At 67.2% G+C, this 23,903-nt stretch carries 22 protein-coding genes; 18 read left to right on the top strand and 4 right to left on the bottom strand.

Translation table 11 applies throughout. The features are described from left to right. The first annotated feature begins 185 nt into the window (after window positions 1–185). Genes FHP25_RS16065 through FHP25_RS16055 form a run of 3 tightly spaced genes read left to right on the top strand, consistent with a single transcriptional unit; the run spans window position 186 to window position 5,001 of the window. Window positions 186–2,474, top strand: coding sequence for an NADP-dependent malic enzyme (locus tag FHP25_RS16065; RefSeq protein ID WP_269434395.1), 2,289 nt, complete (start codon window positions 186–188; stop codon window positions 2,472–2,474). 34 nt (window positions 2,475–2,508) lie between these two features. Beyond that, the gene (gene mgtE / locus FHP25_RS16060; RefSeq protein WP_147847965.1) at window positions 2,509–3,891 is read left to right on the top strand and encodes a magnesium transporter; all 1,383 of its coding nucleotides are present in this window, start codon (window positions 2,509–2,511) and stop codon (window positions 3,889–3,891) included. A 36-nt stretch (window positions 3,892–3,927) separates the two neighbouring features. Continuing rightward, window positions 3,928–5,001 carry a hypothetical protein gene (locus FHP25_RS16055; protein ID WP_147847964.1) on the top strand — a complete coding sequence of 358 codons (1,074 nt, stop codon included), beginning with the start codon at window positions 3,928–3,930 and terminating at the stop codon, window positions 4,999–5,001. A 10-nt stretch (window positions 5,002–5,011) separates the two neighbouring features. On the opposite strand, the gene FHP25_RS16050 is transcribed toward FHP25_RS16055, so the two are convergent. Continuing rightward, window positions 5,012–5,896: a LysR family transcriptional regulator gene (locus FHP25_RS16050; protein WP_147847963.1), complete on the bottom strand. Its 885-nt coding sequence runs from the start codon at window positions 5,894–5,896 to the stop codon at window positions 5,012–5,014. Between the two features lie 118 nt (window positions 5,897–6,014). On the opposite strand from FHP25_RS16050, the gene FHP25_RS16045 reads away from it, so the two are divergent. The 3 genes from FHP25_RS16045 to FHP25_RS16035 all read left to right on the top strand — a co-directional run bounded on the left by FHP25_RS16045 (window position 6,015) and on the right by FHP25_RS16035 (window position 8,911). After that, entirely contained in the window at window positions 6,015–7,166 is a 1,152-nt protein-coding gene (locus tag FHP25_RS16045) for an aromatic ring-hydroxylating oxygenase subunit alpha (protein ID WP_178133563.1), read from the top strand. 74 nt (window positions 7,167–7,240) lie between these two features. Further along, window positions 7,241–7,720, top strand: a complete 480-nt coding sequence (locus FHP25_RS16040) for a hypothetical protein (protein WP_147847961.1) — start codon at window positions 7,241–7,243, stop codon at window positions 7,718–7,720. A gap of 18 nt (window positions 7,721–7,738) precedes the next feature. Next, window positions 7,739–8,911, top strand: coding sequence for an isovaleryl-CoA dehydrogenase (locus FHP25_RS16035; RefSeq protein WP_147847960.1), 1,173 nt, complete (start codon window positions 7,739–7,741; stop codon window positions 8,909–8,911). A 207-nt stretch (window positions 8,912–9,118) separates the two neighbouring features. Here FHP25_RS16035 and FHP25_RS16030 read toward each other — a convergent pair whose 3' ends face one another. Next, a complete protein-coding gene (locus FHP25_RS16030) occupies window positions 9,119–9,541 on the bottom strand; it encodes a VOC family protein (protein WP_231712344.1) in 423 nt (140 codons plus the stop codon). Between the two features lie 150 nt (window positions 9,542–9,691). Between FHP25_RS16030 and FHP25_RS16025 the strand changes: the two genes are divergently transcribed. The 6 genes from FHP25_RS16025 to FHP25_RS16000 all read left to right on the top strand — a co-directional run bounded on the left by FHP25_RS16025 (window position 9,692) and on the right by FHP25_RS16000 (window position 15,469). After that, window positions 9,692–10,333, top strand: coding sequence for a TetR/AcrR family transcriptional regulator (locus tag FHP25_RS16025; protein ID WP_147847958.1), 642 nt, complete (start codon window positions 9,692–9,694; stop codon window positions 10,331–10,333). A 67-nt stretch (window positions 10,334–10,400) separates the two neighbouring features. Continuing rightward, complete coding sequence (locus tag FHP25_RS16020; RefSeq protein WP_147847957.1) at window positions 10,401–11,621, top strand: ABC transporter substrate-binding protein; 1,221 nt, start codon at window positions 10,401–10,403, stop codon at window positions 11,619–11,621. Window positions 11,622–11,670: 49 nt separating this feature from the next. After that, on the top strand, window positions 11,671–13,200 hold the full coding sequence (locus tag FHP25_RS16015; RefSeq protein ID WP_218578408.1) for an acyl-CoA synthetase: 1,530 nt from the start codon (window positions 11,671–11,673) through the stop codon (window positions 13,198–13,200). A 71-nt stretch (window positions 13,201–13,271) separates the two neighbouring features. Further along, the gene (locus FHP25_RS16010) at window positions 13,272–13,946 is read left to right on the top strand and encodes a sulfite oxidase-like oxidoreductase (RefSeq protein WP_147847956.1); all 675 of its coding nucleotides are present in this window, start codon (window positions 13,272–13,274) and stop codon (window positions 13,944–13,946) included. A gap of 34 nt (window positions 13,947–13,980) precedes the next feature. Further along, entirely contained in the window at window positions 13,981–14,385 is a 405-nt protein-coding gene (locus tag FHP25_RS16005) for a DoxX family protein (protein ID WP_147847955.1), read from the top strand. Window positions 14,386–14,497: 112 nt separating this feature from the next. Continuing rightward, window positions 14,498–15,469: an SDR family oxidoreductase gene (locus FHP25_RS16000; RefSeq protein ID WP_147847954.1), complete on the top strand. Its 972-nt coding sequence runs from the start codon at window positions 14,498–14,500 to the stop codon at window positions 15,467–15,469. 187 nt (window positions 15,470–15,656) lie between these two features. Here FHP25_RS16000 and FHP25_RS15995 read toward each other — a convergent pair whose 3' ends face one another. After that, window positions 15,657–17,177, bottom strand: coding sequence for an AMP nucleosidase (locus tag FHP25_RS15995; RefSeq protein WP_147847953.1), 1,521 nt, complete (start codon window positions 17,175–17,177; stop codon window positions 15,657–15,659). A gap of 223 nt (window positions 17,178–17,400) precedes the next feature. Between FHP25_RS15995 and FHP25_RS15990 the strand changes: the two genes are divergently transcribed. The 4 genes from FHP25_RS15990 to FHP25_RS15975 all read left to right on the top strand — a co-directional run bounded on the left by FHP25_RS15990 (window position 17,401) and on the right by FHP25_RS15975 (window position 20,886). Then, entirely contained in the window at window positions 17,401–18,306 is a 906-nt protein-coding gene (locus FHP25_RS15990) for a LysR substrate-binding domain-containing protein (protein ID WP_147847952.1), read from the top strand. A gap of 96 nt (window positions 18,307–18,402) precedes the next feature. Further along, the gene (locus FHP25_RS15985; RefSeq protein ID WP_218578407.1) at window positions 18,403–19,488 is read left to right on the top strand and encodes an alpha/beta hydrolase; all 1,086 of its coding nucleotides are present in this window, start codon (window positions 18,403–18,405) and stop codon (window positions 19,486–19,488) included. 68 nt (window positions 19,489–19,556) lie between these two features. Continuing rightward, window positions 19,557–20,381, top strand: a complete 825-nt coding sequence (locus tag FHP25_RS15980) for an SDR family NAD(P)-dependent oxidoreductase (protein ID WP_147847951.1) — start codon at window positions 19,557–19,559, stop codon at window positions 20,379–20,381. Between the two features lie 97 nt (window positions 20,382–20,478). Continuing rightward, entirely contained in the window at window positions 20,479–20,886 is a 408-nt protein-coding gene (locus tag FHP25_RS15975; RefSeq protein ID WP_147847950.1) for a hypothetical protein, read from the top strand. 56 nt (window positions 20,887–20,942) lie between these two features. Here FHP25_RS15975 and FHP25_RS15970 read toward each other — a convergent pair whose 3' ends face one another. Beyond that, a complete protein-coding gene (locus FHP25_RS15970; protein WP_147847949.1) occupies window positions 20,943–22,145 on the bottom strand; it encodes an ABC transporter substrate-binding protein in 1,203 nt (400 codons plus the stop codon). A 190-nt stretch (window positions 22,146–22,335) separates the two neighbouring features. Between FHP25_RS15970 and FHP25_RS15965 the strand changes: the two genes are divergently transcribed. Beyond that, the gene (locus tag FHP25_RS15965; protein ID WP_147847948.1) at window positions 22,336–23,328 is read left to right on the top strand and encodes a DODA-type extradiol aromatic ring-opening family dioxygenase; all 993 of its coding nucleotides are present in this window, start codon (window positions 22,336–22,338) and stop codon (window positions 23,326–23,328) included. 17 nt (window positions 23,329–23,345) lie between these two features. Then, window positions 23,346–23,741: a RidA family protein gene (locus tag FHP25_RS15960; protein WP_147847947.1), complete on the top strand. Its 396-nt coding sequence runs from the start codon at window positions 23,346–23,348 to the stop codon at window positions 23,739–23,741. The last annotated feature ends 162 nt before the right edge of the window (window positions 23,742–23,903 follow it).

The raw sequence follows: 23,903 nt of genomic DNA, 5'->3' as shown, positions 1-23,903 counted from the left end.
CAGGCGCGTCCGGGCAGGTCCGGTATTCCGGATAACCAAAGGTGTTGTGGATCAATATATTGAAGTGCTAGCAACATCACGGATGTTCGAGTCTTCTCGGCCGCACCAATCCGGTTGACGCCGGCACGGGATCAGCGACAGGGCCGCCCCGGTGGGCGGCCCTTTCGTTCCCACCGGCAGGGGAAATGACGATGACCGACGATCTCGCCGACAGCGCGCTGCGCTATCACCGCCAGCCACGGGCGGGCAAGATCGAGGTCGTTCCGACCAAGCCGCTGGCCACCCAGCGGGACCTGTCGCTGGCCTATTCGCCGGGCGTGGCCGCGGCCTGCAACGCGATCGTGGCCGATCCCGCCGCTGCCGCCGAGATGACCGCGCGCGCCAACCTGGTGGCCGTGGTCACCAACGGCACCGCCGTGCTGGGGCTGGGGGCGATCGGGCCGCTGGCCGCCAAGCCGGTGATGGAAGGCAAGGGCGTCCTCTTCAAGAAGTTCGCCGGCATCGACGTCTTCGATATCGAGATCGCCCAGACCGATCCCGACAAGCTGATCGAGATCGTGGCCGCCCTGGAGCCCACCTTCGGCGGCATCAACCTCGAAGACATCAAGGCGCCGGAGTGCTTCGCCGTCGAGCGCGCGCTGCGCGAGCGCATGAATATCCCGGTGTTCCACGACGACCAGCATGGCACGGCGATCATCGTCGGCGCCGCGGCGCTCAACGCCCTGGAGCTGGTGGGCAAGGATATCGGCCAGGTGAAGCTGGTGTGCTCCGGCGCCGGCGCAGCGGCGTTGTCCTGCCTCGACGTCCTGGTGAAGCTGGGCGTGAAGCAGGACCACATCTGGGTCAGCGACATCGAGGGTGTCGTCTTCAAGGGACGCAACACCTTGATGGATCCCTGGAAGGAACGCTACGCGCGCGACACCGACAAGCGGACGCTGGGCGAGATCATCGACGGCGCCGACATCTTCCTGGGCCTGTCGGCCGGCGGCGTGCTCAAGCGCGACATGGTGGCGCGCATGGCGCCCAAGCCGCTGATCATGGCGCTGGCCAACCCGACGCCGGAAATCCTGCCCGAGGATGTCAAGGCGGTGCGTGACGACGCCATCGTCGCCACCGGGCGCAGCGACTACCCCAACCAGGTCAACAACGTGCTGTGCTTCCCGTTCATCTTCCGCGGCGCGCTCGACGTCGGCGCCACGATCGTGAACGACGAGATGAAGATCGCCTGCGTGCGCGCGCTGGCCCGCCTGGCGCGCCAGGAGACATCGGAGGTCGTGTCCAAGGCCTTTGGCCAGCATGCCGACGAGTTCGGCGCCGAGCAGATCATCCCGCGGCCGTTCGATCCGCGCCTCATCGTCGAGCTGGCGCCGGCTGTCGCCAAGGCGGCGATGGACAGCGGCGTGGCCACCCGGCCGATCGCCGACTTCACGGCCTATCGCGACCAGCTCGGCCAGTTCGTCTTCCGCTCGGGCCTGGTCATGCGGCCGGTGTTCGACCAGGCACGACGCGACACCAAGCGCGTGATCTTCAGCGCCGGCGAGGACGACCGTGTGCTGCGCGCCACCCAGGTCCTGCTCGACGAGAAGCTCTGCCAGCCGATCCTGATCGGCCGGCCCGACATCATCCGCCGCCGCATGGCACGGCTGGGCCTGCGCTTCCGGCCCGGCGTTGACGTCGACCTGGTCGACCCCTCGAGCGATCCGCGTTTCGACGCCTATTGGGGCCTGTATCACCAGCTGATGGAGCGGCGCGGTGTCACCGAGCCGACGGCGCGCAACCTGGTGCGCTCCAGCCCCACCTTGATCGGCGCCCTGGCTGTGCGCCGCGGCGATGCCGATGCCATGATCGCCGGCGCCTTCGGCCGCTTCCGCACGCATTTCAATCATGTGCAAGATGTCGTCGGCCTGCGGCCGGGCGTCGAGCGCATGGCCGCGCTCAGCCTGCTGGTGATGCCGACGCGCTCGCTGTTCATCTGCGACACGTTCGTCAATGAGGATCCCGATCCGGAGGAGATCGCCGACACCACGCTGCTGGCGGCCGACGAGGTGCGCCGCTTCGGCATCGAGCCCAAGATCGCGCTGCTGTCGCACTCCAGCTTCGGCAGCTCCGATTCCGCCTCGGCGGTGAAGATGCGCGCGGCCCTGGCGCTGGTGAACGAGCGCGCCCCCGACCTCGAGGTCGAAGGCGAGATGCAGGGCGACGCGGCGCTGGACGAGGGCATACGGCTTGCCATCTTCCCGCGCTCGCGGCTGAAGGGGGCCGCCAACCTGCTCGTGTGCCCCTCGCTGGACGCCGCCAACATCGCCTTCAATCTGCTGAAGGTGGCGGCCGACGGGTTGCATGTCGGGCCGATGCTGCTGGGCACGACCCGTCCGGCGCACATCCTCACGCCGTCGGTGACGGCACGCGGCATTGTGAACATGGCTGCCCTGGCGGCTGTCGACGCACAGGACCAAACCCGCCGCGGGCCGTAAGGTCACGGCGGCAAGGATCGGAACGTAGCCCGCCATGACCGACGCCGCACGTGACAGCATCGAATCCGGGTCGGCCCTGGACGAGGTGACGCCCAGCCTGATCGCGCTGGTCCTCGAGCATCTCGAGCATGGTCGTGTCGATGAGATCCGGGCGGTGACGGCGGATCTCAGCCCTGCCGGCATGGCCCATCTGCTGGAGCAGGTAGCCCCTGATTCGCGCAACCAGCTCGTGGGCATCCTCAAGGGTCACCTCGATCCCGAGACCCTGATCGAGCTCGACGACGAGGTTCGCGAGGAGGTTCTGGAGAACCTCGGGCCGAAGGACATCGCGGCCGCGGCCCAGGAGCTGGACACCGACGACGCCGCCGAGATCATCAGCGTCCTGCCGGAAATCGAGCGGCGGGAAGTGCTGTCGGAGCTGCCGGCCGCCGATCGCGCCGTCATCGAGGAGACGCTGGCCTATCCCGAGCATAGCGCCGGCCGCCTCATGCAGCGCGAGCTGGTCGCGGTGCCCGACACCTGGACGGTCGGCCAGGTGATAGATCATTGCCGTGACGCCACGGACCTGCCCGACGACGTCTACGACCTGTTCGTGATCGATGCCGAACGACGGCTGCGCGGCAGCGTCGCGCTGGGCCGCATGCTGCGCACGAAACGACCGGTGCCGGTGGTCGATATCATGGACCCCGACATCCCCAGCATCCCGGTCACGGCCGACCAGGAGCAGGTCGCGCACATCTTTCGTGACCAGAACCTCGTGTCCTGCCCTGTGGTCGACAACGAGCGCCGCCTGCTGGGTGTGATCATGGTCGACGACGTGGTCGATGTCATCGACGAGGAGGCCGAGGACGACCTCGCCCGCATGGGCGGCGTCAGCGGCATCGATATCCATGAGCCGGCGGCGCGCACGACGCGCTCCCGCTTCGGGTGGCTGTTCGTCAACCTCGGCACGGCCTTCCTGGCGTCCTCCGTCATCGGCCGGTTCGAGGACGAGCTACAGAAGGTCGTCGCGCTGGCGGTCCTGATGCCGATCGTGGCCTCGATGGGCGGCAATGCCGGCACCCAGACAGTGACGGTCGCGGTGCGGGCGCTGGCCATGGGGGAGCTGACCACGGCCAACGCGCTGCGCTTCGTGCTCAAGGAAATCATCGTCGGCGGCGCCAACGGCTTCATGTTCGCGCTGATCGTCGGCGCCGTCACATGGCTCTGGTTCCACGATCCGCGCATCGCGCTCACCATCGGCGCCGCGATGGTGATCAACCTTGTGGCGGCGGCATTGGCCGGCACCCTGATCCCGTTGGGCCTGCAATGGCTCAGGGTCGATCCCGCTGTCTCATCCACGGTCTTCCTGACCACGGTGACCGACGTCGTCGGCTTCCTCGCCTTTCTCGGGTTGGCGGCTGTCTTCCTGCTTTAGGATCGGATACCGGCAAGTCAGCGGGGGAGGGCGCGGATGGGGGCATCTGGTCTGGCATCATGGCGTCGGGCGGCGATCGGCCTGGTCGCGGCCCTCATGGGCGGCTGCGTCCAGCCGCTCCCCACAGGGCCGGTGGCGCGGGTGGTGGGCGAGGGCATCATCGTGTGCCCGGCGCCGACCGAGCGCTGCGAGCTGTCGGGGGCGACGCTCGCGGCCGGCCGCCTGCTGCTGGTCAACGATCGGGCGGTTTCCGGCAAGGTCGGCGACTCGGTCCTCACGATCGCGCCGACCACCTTCGCGCCGCGCGTTGACGCGCGCTTCCAGGCTGGCCTGCCGCCGCTGCCGGCGGAGAAGCTCGAGGCGATCACGACAACGTCCGACGGCCGGCATGTCTTCGCGACGACGTCGTTCGACCGCCCGGATCCCGACCGCTTCAACGTGCTGCTGACATGGCCGGAAGGGCGGCCGCAAGCCGCCCGCGTGCTGGGCTCCTTGGCGCTGCGTGCGCAACTGCGGGCCGCGCTGGCGTCGGCGTCGGTGCCGGATGGCCCGGCCTATTTCAAGATCGAGGGCCTGGCTGCGTTGCCGGATCGCCTGCTGGTCGGCGTGCGCGAGACCGGACGCACCTACCAGGATTTCAGCTTCACGCTGACCGTGCTGTCCCTGCCATGGCGCCTCGAGGATGGCGTGCCTGTGCTCGCGGGTCCGCCGCGCATGGTCTGGCGCGCCGATCCGGCGCGCCTGCCGGATCTGCCGAAGACGCCCATCGGCCTGTCCGAGCTGGCCTATGACGCCGCGCGAGAGCGGCTCTGGCTGCTGACGAGCGTCGAGCAAGGCGAGGCGGTAGATGGGGTGGCCGGCTATCTCTGGACGCTGGATCTTGCCGCGCTGGCAAGCGGCCTGCCGCCGGTCGTGGTGCGCGGCGCCGACGGCAGGCCGCTGCTGTTCACCCACAAGCCGGAGGCCCTGGCGATCCTGCCGGACCGTCGCCTGCTGGTGGTGCATGACGATGACCGGCGCGCCACGCTGGTGCCTGACCCGGTCACCGGCACCCGCCGGCCCCGGCAGCAGACCGAGACGCTGTACCAGATCCTGAGCGTCGCCGACTGAGCCGCCTGGCTCAGTGGGCGATCAGCGTCGCCTGCCGCGGCGGCATCCAGGGCAGGCCGCGCACGCTCTCGCGCAGCAGGTCGGCGGCATCCGGATCGAGGTCGGGGCGCAGCATCAGGCCCAGCCGCCGCTCGAGGCGCACCTCGGCGACCGCCACCACGTCGGTGGTGGCCTCGGTCAGGCTCTCGGGCATCAGGCAGGCGCCGGTGCCGGCTGCGACCAGCGCCAGCGCCCGGGCATCGGATGCGGTGCGGGCGACGACCGGTGGGTGTGCCCCATGGTGCGCGAACACCCGGCGCGCCGCGGCATGGGCTTCGCAATGCTGGCGCAGGACGAACGGAGTCGTCGCCAGGTCGGCGATGGTGGCGCGGCTGTAGCCGGCCAGCACATGGCTGGAGGGCACGGCCACCACATAGGCCTCGCGGTGCAGCGCGCGCAGCCGCGGCAGCGTTGCCTCGTCGGGCAGGACCGTCAGGATGGCGTCGTGCTGGCCGCGCCGCAGGCGGGTCTGCAGCGTCTCAGCCGGGGCTTCGACGAGGTCGAGGGTGCGGCCGCTGGCGGCGAGGCGCGCCGTCAGCGTCATCACGATACGGTCCGGCAGGGTGGGCAGCAGCCCCAGGCGCAGCGGCCGGCGTGCCACCGGGACCTGGCGCAGCTCGGCGCGCGCCCCGGCCCAGGCGTCGATGATGATCCGTGCCTGCGGCACGAGGCGGCTGCCGGCTTCGGTCAGCACCACGCCGCGGCGGCGGTCGAACAGGCGCGCACCCAGCTCCTCCTCGAGGCGCGCGATGCCCGCCGACAGCGTCGGCTGGGTCACGTTCAGCCGCCGGGCGGCGCGCGTGAAATGGCCGGTTTCGGCGACGGCGAGGAAGTAGCGCACGAAGGCCAGATTCATGAATAGACGATATCTATCAGCCTGATCAAATCAATCAATTTCACCAATGGAACGTTCGGGCGTATGGCGAGATGGCGGGATGCCGAGAACCGCCCGCCTTGCATCGGGAGAAGCCGCCATGGATGCTGCCACCAAGCGCCGCTGGGGTGATCAGATGTTCGCCCTGCTGGCCGCCAATACCACCCAGATGGCCGACCGGGAGTACGTGCAGCCGGTGGCCGACTATGTCGATCCCGGCCATGCCGGCCGCGAACGGGACCTGCTGTTCCGCCGCACGCCGCTGATCGTGGCGACGTCGGACGAGCTGTCCGAACCGGGTGCGTTCCGCACCGTGGACATCGACGGCATCTCGGCCGTGATCGTGCGCCAGGACGACGGCTCGCTGCGCGCCTTCCACAACGTCTGCCGGCACCGCGGCTGCCGCGTGGTCGATGCCGAGTGCGGCACGGCGCGCACCTTCACCTGCAAGTTCCACAGCTGGGTCTATGGCGGCGATGGCGCGCTGCGCTATGTGCCGATGGTCGAGGCCTTCGCGGGCATGGACCGCGCCGAGCGTGGGCTGGTGCCGCTGCCCGTGGCGGAGCGGCACGGGCTGGTGTGGCTGGTCCCGACCGCCGGACAACCGCTCGACCTCGACAGCTTTCTCGGTCCCATGAGCGATGCGCTGGCCGCCATGCGGATCGCGGAGGCGGGCGTCTTCCGCTTCGAGCACTTCGCGGAGAACCTGAACTGGAAGCTGGTGGTGGATACCTTCCTCGAGCTCTACCACGTGCCCCACCTGCACACGAAGACGGTCGGCCGCTACCTCGAGGGCAGGGGCGCGATCCATGAACAGCTCGGCTGCCATAGCCGCTTCATCGCGCCCCGCAAGAGCTTCATGCCGGCGCTGAAGGACGTGCCGCCCGACCAGCGGGACATCAGCGACCATATGCTCGTCATCAATCGGGTGTTCCCCAACGCCGTCGTGATCTGGCAGCGCGATCATGTCGAGTTCTGGACCGCAACGCCCGACGGCGGCGATCCCAACCGGTGCATGGTGCGGCTGTGGCTGCTCAGCCCCACCAAGGTCGTGAGCGAGGCCGATCGCGTGAAGTGGGAGAAGAACTGGACGATCGTGAAGGACACGGTGCGCGACGAGGACTTCCCCATGGCCTGCACCATCCAGAAGGGGTTTTCCGGCGGCGCGCAGGACCATGTGGTCTTCGGGCGCAACGAGATCGGCCTGCATGACTTCCATCGTGCCCTGAAAGAGGCGCTGGCCGCGGCCTGAAACGTCGTGACACCCTTCGCAATCGACCCACCGGCGGCTATCCTGCGCGCTGCATCAGAACGGTGGGAGCGGGGATGTCCGTCATCGGGGATTTCAAGTCGGTCAGGCGGCGCGGGTTGGGGGTGATCCTGGGCGCGGCCGTGCTGCTGGCGGCGGCCATGCCGCCGGCCTCGGCGCAGAAGCCGCCGGATCCGGTGATGCTGGAGGCGCTCGTCAAGTCGTCGCTGCTGACGTTCAACGATGCCAACATCACCGGCAACTACACGGTCATGCACGCCAAGCTGGCCAAGCCCTTCCGCGACCAGTTCAGCCCCGAGAAGCTCAAGGAGGCCTTTCAGAGCTTCTCGCAGCAGGGCATCGATTTCGACATCATCGCGGCGCTGAAGCCGGTGCTGAGCGAGGATCCGCGCATCGACGACCGCGGCGCGCTGCTGGTGCGCGGCTATTTCGAGACGTCGCCGAACCGGGTCACCTTCACCCTGGATTACATCCAGTCGGATGGTGACTGGAAGCTGATCAATATCCACGTCAAGGTGAAGCCGCCTGGCGAGTGAGATGCAGGAGCCTGTGACATGATCCCCAATTCGCTGCCGCCGTTCGATTTCGGCCTCGGCGAGACCGCCGATGCGGTCCGCGAGCAGGTGATGCGCTTCGCCGCCGACGAGGTCGCGCCGATCGCTGCCGAGCTCGACAAGACCGATCGCTTCCCGCGCGAGCTGTGGCCGCGGATGGGCGAGCTCGGCCTGCTCGGCATCACCGTCGAGGAGGAGTATGGCGGCGCCGGGCTGGGATATCTCGAGCAGGCGGTGGCGCTGGAGGAGCTGAGCCGTGCGTCGGCCGCCGTCGGCCTGAGCTACGGCGCGCATTCCAACCTCTGCGTCAACCAGATCCGTCGCAATGCCAGCCACGAGCAGAAGAAGCGCTACCTGCCCAAGCTGATCTCAGGGGAGCATGTCGGCAGCCTCGCCATGAGCGAGGCCGGCGCCGGCTCGGACGTGGTGTCGATGAAGCTGCGCGCCGACAAGAAGGGCGACCGCTACGTGCTCAACGGCACCAAGATGTGGATCACCAACAGCCCCGACGCGCAGGTGATCGTCGCCTATGCCAAGACCGACCCAAATGCCGGCCCGCGCGGCATCACGGCGTTCATCATCGAGACCGGCTGGAAGGGCTTCAAGGTGGCGCAGAAGCTCGACAAGCTGGGCATGCGCGGCTCTTCGACCGGCGAGCTGGTGTTCGAGGATTGCGAGGTGCCGGCCGAGAACGTGCTGGGCGATATCGGCAAGGGCGTCAACGTGCTGATGAGCGGCCTCGACTATGAGCGCGCCGTGCTGGCGGCGGGGCCGCTGGGCATCATGCAGTCCTGCATGGACCTGGTGGTGCCCTACGTGCACGAGCGCAAGCAGTTCGGCCAGCCGATCGGCACGTTCCAGCTGATCCAGGGCAAGCTGGCCGACATGTACACCACCATGAACGCCTGCAAGGCGTACGTCTATTCGGTGAACAAGGCCTGCGACGCCAGCCGGACCACGCGCAAGGACGCCGCCGGCGCGATCCTCTACGCCGCGGAGAAGGCGACCATGCTGGCGCTCGACGCCATCCAGATCCTGGGCGGCAACGGCTACATCAACGACTATCCGGCCGGCCGTTTCCTGCGCGACGCCAAGCTCTACGAGATCGGCGCCGGCACCAGCGAGATCCGCCGCTGGCTGATCGGCCGCGAGCTGTTCGAGGAGACTGCCTGAAGGGGCGCCACCTCTGCATCGTGATCGCCCGTTCGACGGTGAGACGATCGCATATGATGTCATCCCGAGCGCAGCGAGGGACCTCCTGCGGCAAGACGCACGGTGCGCTCTTCGCGGGAGATCCCTCGCTGCGCTCGGGATGACGGACAGGGCGCTGGCGCGGTGTTGCGCGATATGCGATCGCCAGACCCTCAGCGGTAGGCGGTGCTACCCGGCAGGCTCCGTCCAGGGATCGTAGCTGCCGAAATTCCAGACATGCCCTTCGGGGTCGCGGCAGGTGTAGAGCTTGCCGCCATAATCCTGCGCCGCCAGATCGATGACGATCTCCGCTCCCGCCGCCTTGGCATGGGCATGGTGCGCATCGATATCAGGGACGACGACATAGATGCTCTGTGTCGCGCCGCCGCCGATCTCCTCGGGCTGACGCATCAGCTGCCCGAACTGTGAATCGTTGATCGATCCCAGCATGATCATGCTGTTGCCGCGCGTGAGCTGGGCGTGCGCGATGGTGCCGTCCTCGCCGGGCACCACGAGGTGCTTTTCGAAGCCGAACACATCGCACAACCACGCGATCGCGCCCGGTGCATCGCGGTAGCGCATGGTGGGAATGATGGTCGCGGTCGCACGCATGGGCACCTCCTGGTCGCGGGTGACGCGCATCATACCATGTAGCGCGGTCGTGTTGCTTCAGGGGGCGTGCGGCGCCTGAATCGTCCCTGTTGACGTGCCGTGCTCCCGCACCTACGCTGAAATTCACGCTGTGAAATTTAGGATCGGTTCGTGCCCAAGATCCTGACGGACGACGACATTGCCGATTTCCGGGCCGAGCTCTGCCGGGTCGCCACGGAACGTTTCGCCAAGCATGGCTACGATGGCGTGACGATGCGGCAGCTCGCCGATGTCCTGGGTTGCAGCCCGAAGACGCCCTACCGCTACTTCAAGGATAAGGCCGACATCCTCGCAACGGTGCGCGCCGCCGCCTACGGCCGCTTCGCCGACGTGCTGGAAGCGGCCGCGGCGTCCAGCACGGACCCGGCCGAGCGCTCGCGGCGTGTCGGGCGGTCATACATCGAGTTCGCTCTGGCTAATCCGGCGGCCTATCGGATCATGTTCGATCTCAACGTGCCGGAGGCGATGAACCATCCCGAGCTGCGTCGCGAGGCGGCGCGCGCCCGCCAGTTCATCACGCGCCAGGCCGAGGATCTCGCGCGCGCCGGCCTGATCGTGGCCGATCCTCAGATCGTCGGCTGGGCGATGTGGGCCGGCGTGCATGGCCTTGTGGTCCTGAAGCTGGCCGGCCTGATGCGCGAGGGCCCGGATTTCGACGTGCTTCATCACAACATGATGCGGCTGATCTTTGACGGTGCGCGCGTCAGGCCATCGGCGGCAGCGATGCCGGCAACCGGCCGGGCCAAGCGCTGATCCGTGCACCGCACGGTATCGTCGTGATCGCGCCGGCAGCAATGCATATGAAAGATTGGAGGAAATGATGGAACGGACGACAAGGCGCGTGTGGATGGCTGCGGCGGCGCTGCTGGCGGCGCCGGTTCTGGCGGGACCGGCACAAGCGCAGAAGAAGCACGGGCCGGGTGCCAGCGACACGGAGATCAGGCTTGGCCAGTCGTTGCCCTATAGCGGCCCGCTGTCGGCTCTGGGCCTCGTCGGCAAGGCGGAACAGGCGTATTTCCGCATGCTCAACGACACGCAAGGCGGCATCAATGGCCGCAAGGTGACGTTGCTCAGCCTTGACGACGGCTACAGCCCACCCAAGACAGTGGAGATGACGCGCCGGCTCGTGGAGAAGGAGGAGGTGCTGGCGATCTTCAGCACACTGGGCACGCCCACCAACACCGCCATCCACCGCTATCTGAATCAGAAGAAGGTGCCGCACCTCTTCCTCCTGAGCGGCGCCGACAAATGGAATGATCCGGCGAAGTATCCATGGACCATGATGGGCATGGCGGCTTACCGCACGGAGGCCGGCGTCTACGCCCAGCACATCCTCAAGACGCGGCCTGACGCGAAGATCGCTGTTCTCGTCCAGAACGATGATTTCGGCCGGGACTACCTGGAAGGATTCAAGGCGGCGCTGGGCGACAAGGCGAAGACAATGATCATCGCCGAAGCGAGCTACGAGAACACCGACCCCACGGTGGAGTCTCAGATGATCCAGCTCCAGAACAGCGGCGCTGACGTGCTGTTCAGCATCGCGCTGGGCAAGCACCAGAGCATGGCCATCCGAAAAGCGAGCGGAAGTGGCTGGAAGCCCCAGATCTACGTGCCGGCCGGTGCCAGCTCGATTCCCGGGGTGCTGCGGCCGGCCGGAGCCGACAATGCCGTCGGCGCCACGACCATCGCTCTGGGAAAAATTCCGGGCGACCCGCAATGGGACAGCGACCCGGGCATGAAGGCCTACTTCGCATTCATGCAGAAATATCTGCCCGGCGAGAATCGGCTCGATACGTCGGCATCGGGTGGCTATGGCTACAGTGCGCTGATGGCGCATGTGCTGAAGGCGTGCGGTGACGATTTGTCCCGCGAGAACGTGATCCGCAAGGCGGCCAGCATCAAATCCTTCGTCGGGCCCCTGGCCCTGCCAGGCGTTGCGGTCAACACCTCGCCCGACTCCTACCTGCCATACCGGCAGCTGCGCTTGCAGCGGTTTGACGGGACGACCTACAAGTTGCTCGATGACGTCTTTGACGGCTGACGGGAACACATGAACAACGTAACCGCCACATGGCGCCTGGGAGGAAGAATTGAGCATTGTAGCGGGTGATCGACGGTTGAGCTTTGCCGAGCTCGGTGCTCGGGCCCTGAAGGCAGCGGGTGGACTGTCGGCCGCGGGTGTCGGCGAGGACGACTCGGTGGCTCTGATGCTGCGCAACGACTTCGCGCTGTTCGAGGCCAACATCGCCGCCGGCATGGTCGGCGCCTACGCGGTGCCGATGAACTGGCATTTCACTGCCGATGAAGCCGGGTACATCCTGCGTGATTGCGCCGCCAAGGTCCTGGTGGTGCATGCCGATCTGCTGCCGCAAATCGCCGACGGCATACCGTCCACGACGCGTGTCTTCGTGGTGCCGACTCCGGCCGAGATCGCGGCTGCCTATCATGTCGCGGATGCTGTGGCCGCGCTGCCGCCCGGCAGCCATGCGTGGTCGGATTTTGTCGCCGCCAGCGCGCCGCTGGCGGTGCCGCCGAAGATCTCGCGCGGCAGCATGATCTACACCTCGGGCACCACCGGCCGGCCCAAGGGCGTGCGGCGCAAGCCGCCGACGCAGGAGCAGATGGATGCCGTCACCCAGCAGATCGGATCGCTCTGGGGCCTGCTGCCGGATCCGACCGCCGTGGCGTTGATGAACGGGCCGATGTATCACTCGGCGCCGGGCGCCTACGGCATGGCCGCGGCGCGCGTCCAGATGGCCATGGTGCTGCAGCCGCGCTTTGACGCCGAGGACATGCTGCGGCTGATCGAGGCGCATCGCGTGACGCACATGCACATCGTGCCGACGATGTTCGTGCGCCTGCTGCGTCTGCCGGACGACGTGAAGCGCAAGTATGACCTGTCCTCGTTGCGCAACGTCACGCACGGGGCTGCGCCATGCCCGCCCGACGTCAAGCGCGCCATGATCCAGTGGTGGGGCAAGGTGATCAATGAGTACTACGGCGCCACCGAGACCGGCGTCGTGGTGTGGAACACCTCGGAGCAGGCCCTGCTCAAGCCCGGCACCGTGGGCAAGCCGGTGAGCGGCGCGATCCTGCGCGTCGTGGACGAGCAGGGGCGGGAGGTGAAGCAGGGCGAGGTCGGCGAGATCTACATGCGGGCGCCTTTTCTGTCGGATTTCACCTACAACAACGCCGACGATAAGCGCCGCGAGGTCTCGCTGGGCGAGCTGGTGACCGTCGGCGACGTCGGCTACTTCGACCCCGACGGCTATCTGTTCCTGTGCGATCGCAAGCGCGACATGATCATCTCGGGTGGCGTCAACATCTATCCGGCCGAGATCGAAAGCCAGCTCATCGACATGCCCGGCGTGGTGGATTGCGCCGTGTTCGGCATTCCCGACGAGGAGTTCGGCGAGGCGATCTGCGCTGTCGTGCAGCCTGATCCCGCCGCCGGCCTTGGGGCCGATGACGTGCGGGCCTTTCTGCGCGAGCGGGTCGCGCGCTACAAGCTGCCCAAGATCGTCGAGTTCCGCGACCAGCTGCCGCGCGAGGACTCGGGCAAGATCTTCAAGCGCAAGCTCCGCCAGCCCTACTGGGAGAAGGCGGGCCGGGCAATCTGACGCTGGCCGCCGCGCCCGCCATCGGCCTATATAGCGGATGCCACGGTGACATATCCGCACGAGCATGCTTCATGTCCGATGATGGTGTCGGCCTGTTCGGCAGGCTGAAGGACAAGCTGGTCGAGAGCAAGAAGCGCTGGGCCCAGGACGGCCGCCTGCTGACCGGCGCGCCCGATCCGAGGCGTGCCCAGCGCCTGCCGCCGGGGCAGCGCCTGGTCGCGACCTGGCCGGTGCTCGATCTCGGCATCCAGCCCGACATCCCGCTCAACGTCTGGCGCATCACCGTGGATGGGCTGGTCGAGAACCCCACCGTGTGGAAGTGGGGTGAGTTCACGGATGAGGCGATGGTGCGGCGCACCAGCGACATCCACTGCGTCACCGCCTGGTCGCGCTACGACAATGAGTGGGAGGGCATGAGCGCCCGGCATCTGTTGTCGGTCGTGCGGCCGAGACCCGAGGCGCAGCACGTGATCTTCCATTCCTACGATACCTACACGACCAACGTGCCGCTGGCGGATTTCGACGCCGCCGACGTGCTGCTGGCCGTCAAGTGGAACGGCGCGCCGATCGCGCGCGAGCATGGCGGGCCGGTGCGCGTGGTGATCCCCAAGCTCTACTTCTGGAAGAGCGCCAAGTGGATCAAGCGCATCGAGTTCTCGCAGCACGACAAGCCGGGCTTCTGGGAGGTCCGCGGCTATCACAACTACGGCGATCCGTGGCTCGAACAGCGCTACGACGATGAGTGAGCAAGCCTCGTAGCACCAGTGGGGAGACTTTTCGATGAATCTGGATTCGATCCGCACGGCCTTCACGCCGCACGCGCTGAGCGCCCTTCGCATCATGACGGGACTCCTGTTCCTGCAGCACGGGACGGCGAAATACCTGAAGTTTCCCCGTATCGCGGCCATGGACAATCTTCAGATGTTCTCGCCGTCGGGCATCGCCGGCATCTTCGAGCTGGTGGGCGGCGCGCTGATCGTGATCGGGCTGTTCACGCGGCCGGTCGCCTTCGTCCTGTCGGGCCTGATGGCGGTGGCCTACTTCATGGCCCACGCGCCGCGCGGCTTCTTCCCGATCCTGAACCAGGGCGAGCTGGCGATACTCTATTGCTTCGTCTTCCTCTACCTCGCCTGTGCCGGCGGCGGCCCGTGGAGCGCCGACTACATCGTGCGCAAGAAGTCCTGAGCGCGGCCACAGGCGCGTTTCGCCTGTGAGGACGAGGGCGCAGGTACGATATTGAATCGCGACTCCGCTGCCGACACTATTGCGCGAGCAATCGGCGATGGAGACGCGGGCGATGAAGGATCTTGCGGGCAGGATCGCGGTCATCACGGGTGGCGGCACCGGCATGGGGCGCGAGCTTGCGCGCCAGCTCGTCGCCGAAGGGTGTCACGTTGCCATGTGCGATGTCTCCGCTGCAGCAATGGCGGAGACACGCCGCCTGTGCGAAGCCGACGGGCTGCCGCAGGGGCTGCGCATGACGACGCACATCGCCGATGTGTCGGATGAGGCGCAGATCCTGCGCTTCCGCGAAGAGGTCGCTGCGGCGCATGAGACCGACAAGGTCCACCTGCTGTTCAACAATGCCGGGATCGGCGGCGGCGGCAGCATGATCCTCAACACGCGCGATGAGTGGGAGCGCACGTTCAACATCTGCTGGGGCGGGGTCTACTACGGCACGCGTGCCTTCCTGCCGATGCTGCGCAACGCCGACAAGGGCCACATCGTCAACACCAGCAGCGTCAACGGCTTCTGGGCGTCGGTGGGGCCGCATGTGCCGCATACCGCCTATTGCGCCGCGGAGTTCGCGGTCAAGGGCTTCACCGAGGCGCTGATGACCGATCTGCGGCTCAATGCGCCGCACATCAAATGCTCGGTCGTGATGCCGGGACATATCGGCACGTCGATCGCCGCCAATTCCAGCAAGATGCACAGCGGCAGCGAGTCGGGCGCGCTGGGCGAGCGGCAGGTCGCGCAGGCACGCGCCCAGATGGCCCTGGCGGGCCGCGACACCACCGGTCTGTCGGACGACGACATCCGTCGCCATGTCGCGGAGCGGGCGCAGCGCTTCCTGACTGAGGCGCCGACGACGGCGGCGGCGGCCGCGAAGATCATCCTCGATGGGGTCAAGGCCGAACGCTGGCGCATCCTGGTGGGCGACGATGCGCACCGGATCGACGAGCTCGTGCGTCAGGCCCCGGAGCAAGCCTACGAAGCAGATTTCTTCCAGGATCTCGCAGCCCAGGTAGGGTGGCGGGTCGGACGGTAGAGCGGCTGCGTCAAGCTGGAATCGAAGGGGCGCTGATACACCTGTCATCCCGAGCGCAGCGAGGGACCTCCTGCGAAAGACGCACCGTGCGCCATTCGCGGGAGATCCCTCGCTGCGCTCGGGATGACAGGTGTGCTGGCGACCAGTGATTCCAGGTACCAGGCCGGCGCTGCTGGGCACCGCCGCGCTACTGGAACGCCGTCTCCAGGAAGCTGCGCAGCTTGCGGGAATGCAGGCGTTCGAGCGGCATGGCGCGCAGCTTTTCCAGGGCGCGGATGCCGATCTCCAGGTGCTGATGCACCTGACGGCGATAGAAGGCGGTCGCCATGCCCGGCAGCTTCAACTCGCCGTGCAGCGGCTTGTCGGAAACGCACAGCAGCGTGCCGTAGGGGACGCGGAAGCGGAAGCCGTTGGCGGCGATGGTGGCCGACTCCATGTCCAGCGCGATGGCGCGCGATTGCGAGAAGCGGCGCACCGGCTCGCTGTGGTCGCGCAGCTCCCAGTTCCGGTTGTCGATCGTGGCCACCGTGCCGGTGCGCATGATCTTCTTGAGCTCCCAGCCGGACAGGCCGGTGACCTCCTCGACGGCGTCCTCCAGCGCTACCTGCACCTCGGCCAGCGGCGGCACCGGCACCCAGGTCGGCAGGTCGGCATCCAGCACGTGGTCCTCGCGCACATAGCCGTGGGCCAGCACATAGTCACCCAGCTTCTGGGAGGTGCGCAGTCCGGCGCAATGGCCGAGCATCAGCCAGGCGTGCGGGCGCAGCACCGCGATATGGTCGGTGATGGTCTTGGCGTTCGAAGGCCCGACCCCGATATTGATCAGGGTGATGCCCGAATGGTCTGGCCGCACCAGGTGAAAGGCCGGCATCTGCGGCTGGCGTTGGTTGGGCTCGGCCGGATCGGGGCTGGCGGCGCCGCGCCGGGTCACGATGTTGCCGGGCTCGATATAGGCCGTGTAGTCCTCCGTGCCGGCCGCCATCAAGGCGCGCGCGCGGGCCGCGAACTCGTCGACATAGAACTGGTAGTTGGTGAACAGCACGAAGTTCTGGAAATGCTCGGGCCGCGTGCCGGTGTAGTGCAGCAGCCGATGCAGCGAGAAATCGACGCGCGGCGCCGTGAAGGGCGCCAGAGGCAGGGGATCGCCGTGACTCGGCGTCCAGGTGCCGTTGACGATCGCGTCGTCGGTGATGGCAAGGTCGGGGACGTCGAACACATCCCGCAGCGGGCGTGGCAGCGCCTCGGGCATCGTGCCTTCGAGGTAGCTGCCCTCGTGGAACGCGAAATGCAGCGGGATCGGCACGTCGGATTCGCCGATCTCGACCGAGATGCGATGGTTGCGCATCAGCAGCCCGACCTGCTCGTTGAGGTAGGCGACGAACAGCTCCGGCCGGGAGATGGTGGTCTGGTAGGTCCCGGGGCCAGGGACGTAGCCGTAGGCCAGCCGCGAATCGATGATGTCGAACGAGGTCGTGGTGATGCGGATCGCGGGATAGCAGGCGCGCACCCGGCTGCGCGGCACATTGCCCTTCAGCATGTGCTCGAAATGCTCGCGGATGAAAAGCGTGTTGCGTTCGTAGATCTCGGTCAGCCGCTGCACGGCCGCGGCGACATCGTCAAACGCCTGGAACGTCAACGGCGGCGCGGGCTGCAGCAAGGGAATAGGATCGGTCAAGTGGCGTTCCGTGCTTTGCGATACAGCTATCATCGATCGGCTCGGCATCGCAACGCGTCGTTCGTTTTTTGGGGGCAAGGTGCAGGGCCATCGCATGTCGCCCGGCTGTCATCCCGAGCGCAGCGAGGGATCTCCTGCGGCAAGGCGCACGGTACGCCATTCGCGGGAGATCCCTCGCTGCGCTCGGGATGACGCAGAGGTGGCAGCGCGGTGTTGCACCATATGCGATAGCCCCGGCGTCTGTGGAGGAGGGCGCGTGATCGATCTTCGCCTGTTGCAGCAATTTGTCGCTGTGGCCGAGGAGCTGCACTTCCATCGCGCCGCCGAGCGGCTGCACATGGCCCAGCCGCCGCTCAGCCAGGCCATCCGCAGGCTGGAGGCGGCCCTGGGCACGGCGCTGTTCGTCCGCAACCAGCGCCATGTGTCACTGACGCCGGCCGGTGCGGCGCTGCTGGACGTGGCCCGTCGCACCCAGGCCACGCTGTCCGACGGGATCGAGCATACCAGACGCGTCGCGGCCGGCCTCGCGGGGCAGATCACCGTGACCTTCCTCGACATGTCGGTCGCCGATCGCCTGCCGGCCATCCTGCGGCGTTTTCGAGCTGCCTTTCCGGGTGTCGAGTTGCGGCTTCAGGAAGGCACGACATCGGAGCAGGTCGAGGCCATTGTCGGCGGCGCCGCTGATGTCGGGTTCATGCGCCGCCCGGGCATCGTGGTGCCGCATCTGGCGATCGAGCTTGTGGCGCGCGAGCCGATACGCGTGGCCTTGCCGCAGCGGCATGCCCTGGCGCGCCGGCCGTCGGTGCCGCTCGCGGCGTTGGCGACGACAGGCTTCGTGGTGACGCCGCGCGAGAAGGGACCCGGTTTCCATGACCAGATCCTCGGCCTGTGCCGCCTCGCCGGCTTCTCGCCGGTGGTAGCGCAGCAGGCCCGCCAGATGCAGACCGTCGTGGGTCTGGTGGCAGCTGGCTTCGGCGCCGCTCTGGTGCCCGCGTCGGTCGCAGCGGTGAGGCGCCGCGGCGTGGTCTTCCGGCCGATCAAGGTCAGCGCGCCCGACGACATGCTGCACCTGGATCTGATCATGGCCTGGGACGCGCGGCGGGCGTCACCAACGCGCGACCGCTTCCTCGACGCGGTCCGGCGGATGAAGCCGGATGACTGATATGTGGTGCATATCACGAAGGCCATAAAGATATATTTCACGGCCTTGCCTCCTCCGCCGACAATGCAATCCAACGCGGTGAGGAGGATCCACGCGATGCAACGCCCGGTCTCTCGCCGCTGCTTCACGGGCGCCGCCGCCTCAGTGCTGGTGGCCGGCGCCTTGCCGTCCCTCGGCCATGCGGAGAATGCGATGCGCGAAGAGTTTTCCGTGAGGACAAGCGATGGCTATGACATTGCCGTGCGCATGTTGCGGCCGCTTGGGGCGCCGCAGCGCGTGCCGGTCATCCTGGTCCATGGCGCGCGCGTGCCGGGCATCGGCTCCTTCGATCTGCCGGTGCCCGGCGGTTCCCTGGCTGCTGATCTGGCGCAGCGGGGTCATCCTGTCCATGTCATGGATGCGCGCGGCTACGGCCGCTCGACCCGGCCGGCGGCCATGGAAGCGCCGGCCGGGGACCATGCCCAGCTGGTGCGCGCCTGGGCCGTGATGCGCGACATCGATGCGGTGGTGGCCGCCGCGACCCGCCGCGACGGGACTGCTGCCGTTGGCCTGCTGGGCTGGGCGACGGGAGCGATGTGGTGTGGCATGTACGCTGCCCTCAACCCCGATCGGGTCAGCCACCTCGTCTACTACAACGGGCTTTATGGCGGCTCTTCCCAGCACCGCATGCTGGGCAGCGGCACGGCCAACGAGGACCCGGCGCAGCCCGGCCGGTTCAACCTGGGCGGCGCCGGCGCCTGGCGGCTGAGCACCGGCCCCGACCTGCTGCGGGCATGGGATTCGGTGATTCCGATGGAAGACAAGTCGCAGTGGCGCGATCCGCGTGTCGCCGAGGCCTATGTGCAGGCCGCCTTGGCCAGCGACCCCACCTCGGCGTCGCGACACCCGGCCAGCTTTCGCGCGCCCAGCGGCGCCATGGAGGATAGCTTCTACCAGGCGACGGGGCGGCAGCTCTTCGACGCCGCCTCGATCGCGGCCCGCGTCCTGGTGCTGCGCTCGGAGCGCGATTTCTGGAGCCGGCCGGAGGATGCCGATACCTTGGCGCGGCATCTCGCGCGGGCGGCGGCCGTGCGGGTCAGGACCATTCCTGGCGCAACGCACCACGTCCATCTCGACCGCCCCGATCGCGGCCGCGAGATGTTCCTGGGGGAGGTCACGGCCTTGCTTGCGCAAGGCTATTGACGGCCAACGCGATCTCGTTGCGCATGGTGCCGCGGTTAGGCGGCAACCATGGTGCAAGGGAGAAACGCATGGCACGGTTGGACGGACGGGTGGCTTTGGTCACAGGGGCAGGACGGGGCATCGGGGCCAGCCTGGCGCGGCAACTGGCGGCGGAAGGCGCCCGCGTCGTGGTCAACGATCTCGATGCGGCCCCGACGCAGGAGACCGTCGATGCGATCATCGCGGCCGGCGGCATGGCGGTGGGATGCCCCGGCAGCGTGACGCAAGCGGATTTCCCGCGCCGCTTCGTCTCCACGGCGCTGGAGGCGTTCGGCGGTCTGCACATCATCGTCAACAATGCCGGCTATATCTGGAACGGGCCGATCCACAAGATCACGGATGAGCAGTGGGATGCCATCCAGGACGTGCACCTGAAGGCGCCGTTCCGCATCCTGCGCGAGGCGTTTCCCCATATCCGCGACCAGGCCGTCGCCGAGACCGCAGCCGAGCGGCGCGTGCAGCGCAAGGTCGTCAACATCTCGTCGGTCTCGGGCACGCGCGGGTCGGCGGGACAGGCGAACTATGCCGCCGCCAAAGCCGGCCTCGTGGGGTTGACCAAGACGCTGGCCAAGGAGTGGGGGCGCTACAACGTCAACGTCAATTGCGTGGCGTTCGGCTTCATCGACACGCGGCTGACGCAGGAGATCAAGGGCGAGACGGCTGTCACGATCGAGGGGCGCCAGCACCGGGTCGGCCTGCTGGCCGAGGGGCGCGCCGCCACCGTGGCGCAAATCCCCCTGGGGCGCGCCGGCACGCCCGACGAGGCGGCCGGCGGGGTGCTGCTGTTCTGCCTGCCCGAGGCCGACTACATCACCGGCCAGGTGCTCGAGGTCGGCGGTGGGCTGACGATGTGAACCAGGACGGAGTGATCAGACGCTTTTCGGCAATCGCGGCTTCGGGTATTTTAGGCGTCGAGGGCGGCGAATGGCCGGTCACCCGTTGGAGGGTACGATGGGGCTTGTCGAGCGCAGGGCAGCGGCCGATTTTCAGGAGCGTCATCTACCGGCTCTGATGAAGAAGGTGCATCAGGCCGCGGGGTTTCCGCTGACGGTCGAGGTCAAGTGGGACACGCTGTCGATTGACGGCCAGTCCGATCAGTACGCCAAATGTTGGCCCGACACCTATTTCGAGCCCCTGATCACGGGGCTTGCCCGGATCGCCAAGGACGATATGGGCCGGGCGGTCCTCAAGGCCGGCGTGAAGAAGGTGGTCATCCAGAACGAGGCGGACAACAAGCGCCCCGATCGCTGGGCGACCTTGAAGGACGGCGTGCTGACGCTGGACTACCTGCCTTTCAACGTCCACGACCGGCCCTTGCGCGCCGACGCCCTGGCGACCTTGCTCGAGAGCAAGCTCTAGGTATCCGCGCGGCGGCGGGCAGATCCCGCCATCTCGGGCGCACCGGTCAGCGGCCGCTACTCGCCGCTGATCACCTTGCCAACGCGTGTCCAGCTTCGGCCGTCGAAGCGCTGCACCTGGAACCGGTTGATCACGCTGTAGTCGGTCGGCGTCGTGTGCGCCGTGATGCCGGGCAGGAGCATCGGCACGTTCAGGTCCTTGAGATGGGTGGCGATCCTCAGGACGTTGTCGCGGGTGAGCGTGTCGCCGGCCTGGCGCAGCACGTGCGCTGTCATGAACGACGCGATGTAGCCGACGGCGTAGCCCGTGTCGCGCGGGTTGCCCTGGGGCAGGTTCGCCTTGAGCCAGTCCAGGTAGTCCCGGGTATCGGTATCAGAGGCCCAGGCCGGATCGAACGGATCCTTGGCGTACGCGGTCGAGATCACACCCTCGGCGCGGTCGAAGCCGGCCGGCTTGAGCACCGCCTGGATGCTGCTGGAGGTGCTGCAGACCAGATGCAGCGGCTTCCAGCCCAGGTCGTGCCGGGCGCGGATGTGCATGGCGCCGTATTTCTGCGTGCCGGCGAAGTACAGCACATTGGCGCCTGACGCCTTGGCCGCGATGATCTGTGAGTCGACTGTCGTGTCGGTCACCTCGAAGGTCTGCTCGCTGACGATCAGCGACTTCGCCTTGTCGCCAAGGCCGGCCTTGAAGCCATGCGCGAAATCCTTCCCGAGATCGTCGTTCTGGTACACGATCGCGATCTTGGGCGCGGTCACTGTCTGAAGGACATAGCGCGCCAGCGCCTTGCCCTCGGCCTCATAGCTGGGAAGCATCGAGACCGTCCAAGGAAACGTCTTGGGATCCTTGAAGCGGCTGGCGCCGGTGGCAATGAAGAGCTGCGGTACCTTCTTGGCATTCAGGTACTTCTGCACGGCGGCGTTCGTCGGCGTTCCCACCGAGCCGTAGAGCAGCAGCACCTTCTCGCTTTCCACCAGCTTGCGGGTCAGCTCTACCGCCTTTGGCGGGCTATAGCCGTCGTCGAGCGCGGAGAGCGCGATCTTGCGTCCGTTGATGCCGCCGTTCCTGTTCAGGGTCTCGAAGTAGGCGATCGACGCGTGGCCGACGGTGCCGGCGGCCGAGACCGGGCCGCCGAACGGCATCGTCTGGCCGATCTTGATCTCGGTGTCCGACGCTCCGGGATCGTACTTCTTCTGCGCCGATGCCGGCGTTGCGATCGCAAGCACCGCCAGGCAGGCACACAACACGCGCACGGACATCTGGGTGTTCCTCTCTCGTCATGATTATGCATTCAATTTTGAATGCAATATTGGATCATGTGTCAATAGGGAGAGCCGGCGCCGTGTCGCTAGCCATGTGGATAGGCGTCATTTGGCGGGTTCATTGACATCACCTTAAATTTTGAATACAAAATTGAATGCTAAATATGAATGCGAGGATGCGCCGATCATGGCCGACATCGTCATTGGAATCGGAACATCACACAGCCCGCTCCTGACGCTTGACGGCGCCCGCTGGGCGGAGCGCGCCGCGGACGATCTGCGCAACCAGAGGCTCAACATGTCGGATGGGCGCTGGGTGTCGTACGAGCAGCTGGCGGCGGCGGTCGAGAATCGCTACGCCTCGGTCAGCACGACCGAGCATTTCGTCGTCAAGGCCGGGATCTGCCAGACCGCGCTGGATCGGATCGCCGCCGACCTCGCCGCCGCGGCGCCCGACGTGGTCGTCATCGTCGGCGACGATCAGGACGAGCTCTTCAGCCTCTCGAACATGCCGGCCCTGTCGATCTTCTATGGCGATCAGGTGGTCACACGTCACCGTCAGGTCGGGGCGGCCTCGCCGTCGTGGCTGCCCACTGTCGTGAAGGGCTACGCCATGGACGAGGCGCATGTCTTTCCCGGCGCCCCGGCCTTTGCCCTCGACCTGATCAAGGGCCTGATGGCGCGCAGCGTCGATGTCGGCGCCGCAGCCAAGGTCGATGATCCCCGGGTCGCGGGGTTCGGCCATGCCTACGGCTTCGTCGTGAAGCGCCTGTTCGGGGGCCGTGCGATCCCGATCGTGCCGGTCATGCTCAACACCTACTTTCCGCCCAACGTGCCGACCCCGGCTCGGTGCCACGACATCGGCCGGGCGCTGCGGGCGGCGATCGAGGCCAGCCCGATGGCGCTGCGGGTCGCGGTCGTCGCGTCCGGCGGCCTCAGCCATTTCGTCGTCGACGAGGCGCTTGATCGCCAGGTGATCGACGCGCTGCTTGCCGCCGACGCGCAGGCGCTGCGCGGCCTGCCGGTCGGCGCGCTCAACGCCGGCTCTTCCGAGATCCGCAACTGGATCGCGGTCGCCGGCGCGATCGAGGGGCTGCAAAACCGGTGGCTCGAATATCAGCCGCTCTATCGCACGCCGGCCGGAACCGGCATCGGCGTTGCATTCTCGGTGTGGTCCTAAAAGGCGGGAGGCTGTCCATGGGCAAGCGGCGCAGCATCGACGTGGAAGGCTTCAGCCACGGCGCCAATCCGATCCCCGCAGCCAGCCGGGTCGGCAACATCGTGATGACGGGTGGTGTATCCGGCCTTGATCCGGCGACGCAGACGATACCGCCTGACGCGGCCGAGCAGTGTCGCCTCATGTTCGCGAATCTGCGGCGGATACTGGAAGCGGCCGGCACCTCGCCCGATGACGTGGTTAAGGTCACGGTGTGGATCAGGAACCAGAAGGTGCGCGAGGTCATCAATCCGCAGTGGCTGGCGATGTTCCCCAACGCCGCGTCGCGGCCGGCGCGTCACACGCTGCTGAACGAGAATCTGGCGGGCAGCCTGCTCATCCAGTGCGACGCCATGGCCGTGATCACGGCAGGGTAGGCGATTGCATATGGCCTACCTGTCATCCCGAGCGCAGCGAGGACCTCCTACCGGTTATCAAGGGGAAAATGGAGGGCAATAAGGGGCGCTTGTGGTTTGATGGCGGTCCCTTGCCGTGTGAGCGTAGCGCCGTGCTCGGCGCTGTCCAGGACGCTGCGCGCC

Source organism: Vineibacter terrae, assembly GCF_008039615.1.
In the GTDB taxonomy this organism is placed as follows: Bacteria; Pseudomonadota; Alphaproteobacteria; order Reyranellales; family Reyranellaceae; genus Vineibacter; species Vineibacter terrae.
The sequence above is the reverse complement of the archived record's forward strand: the minus strand, read 5'-3'. Positions and strand labels throughout refer to the sequence as shown.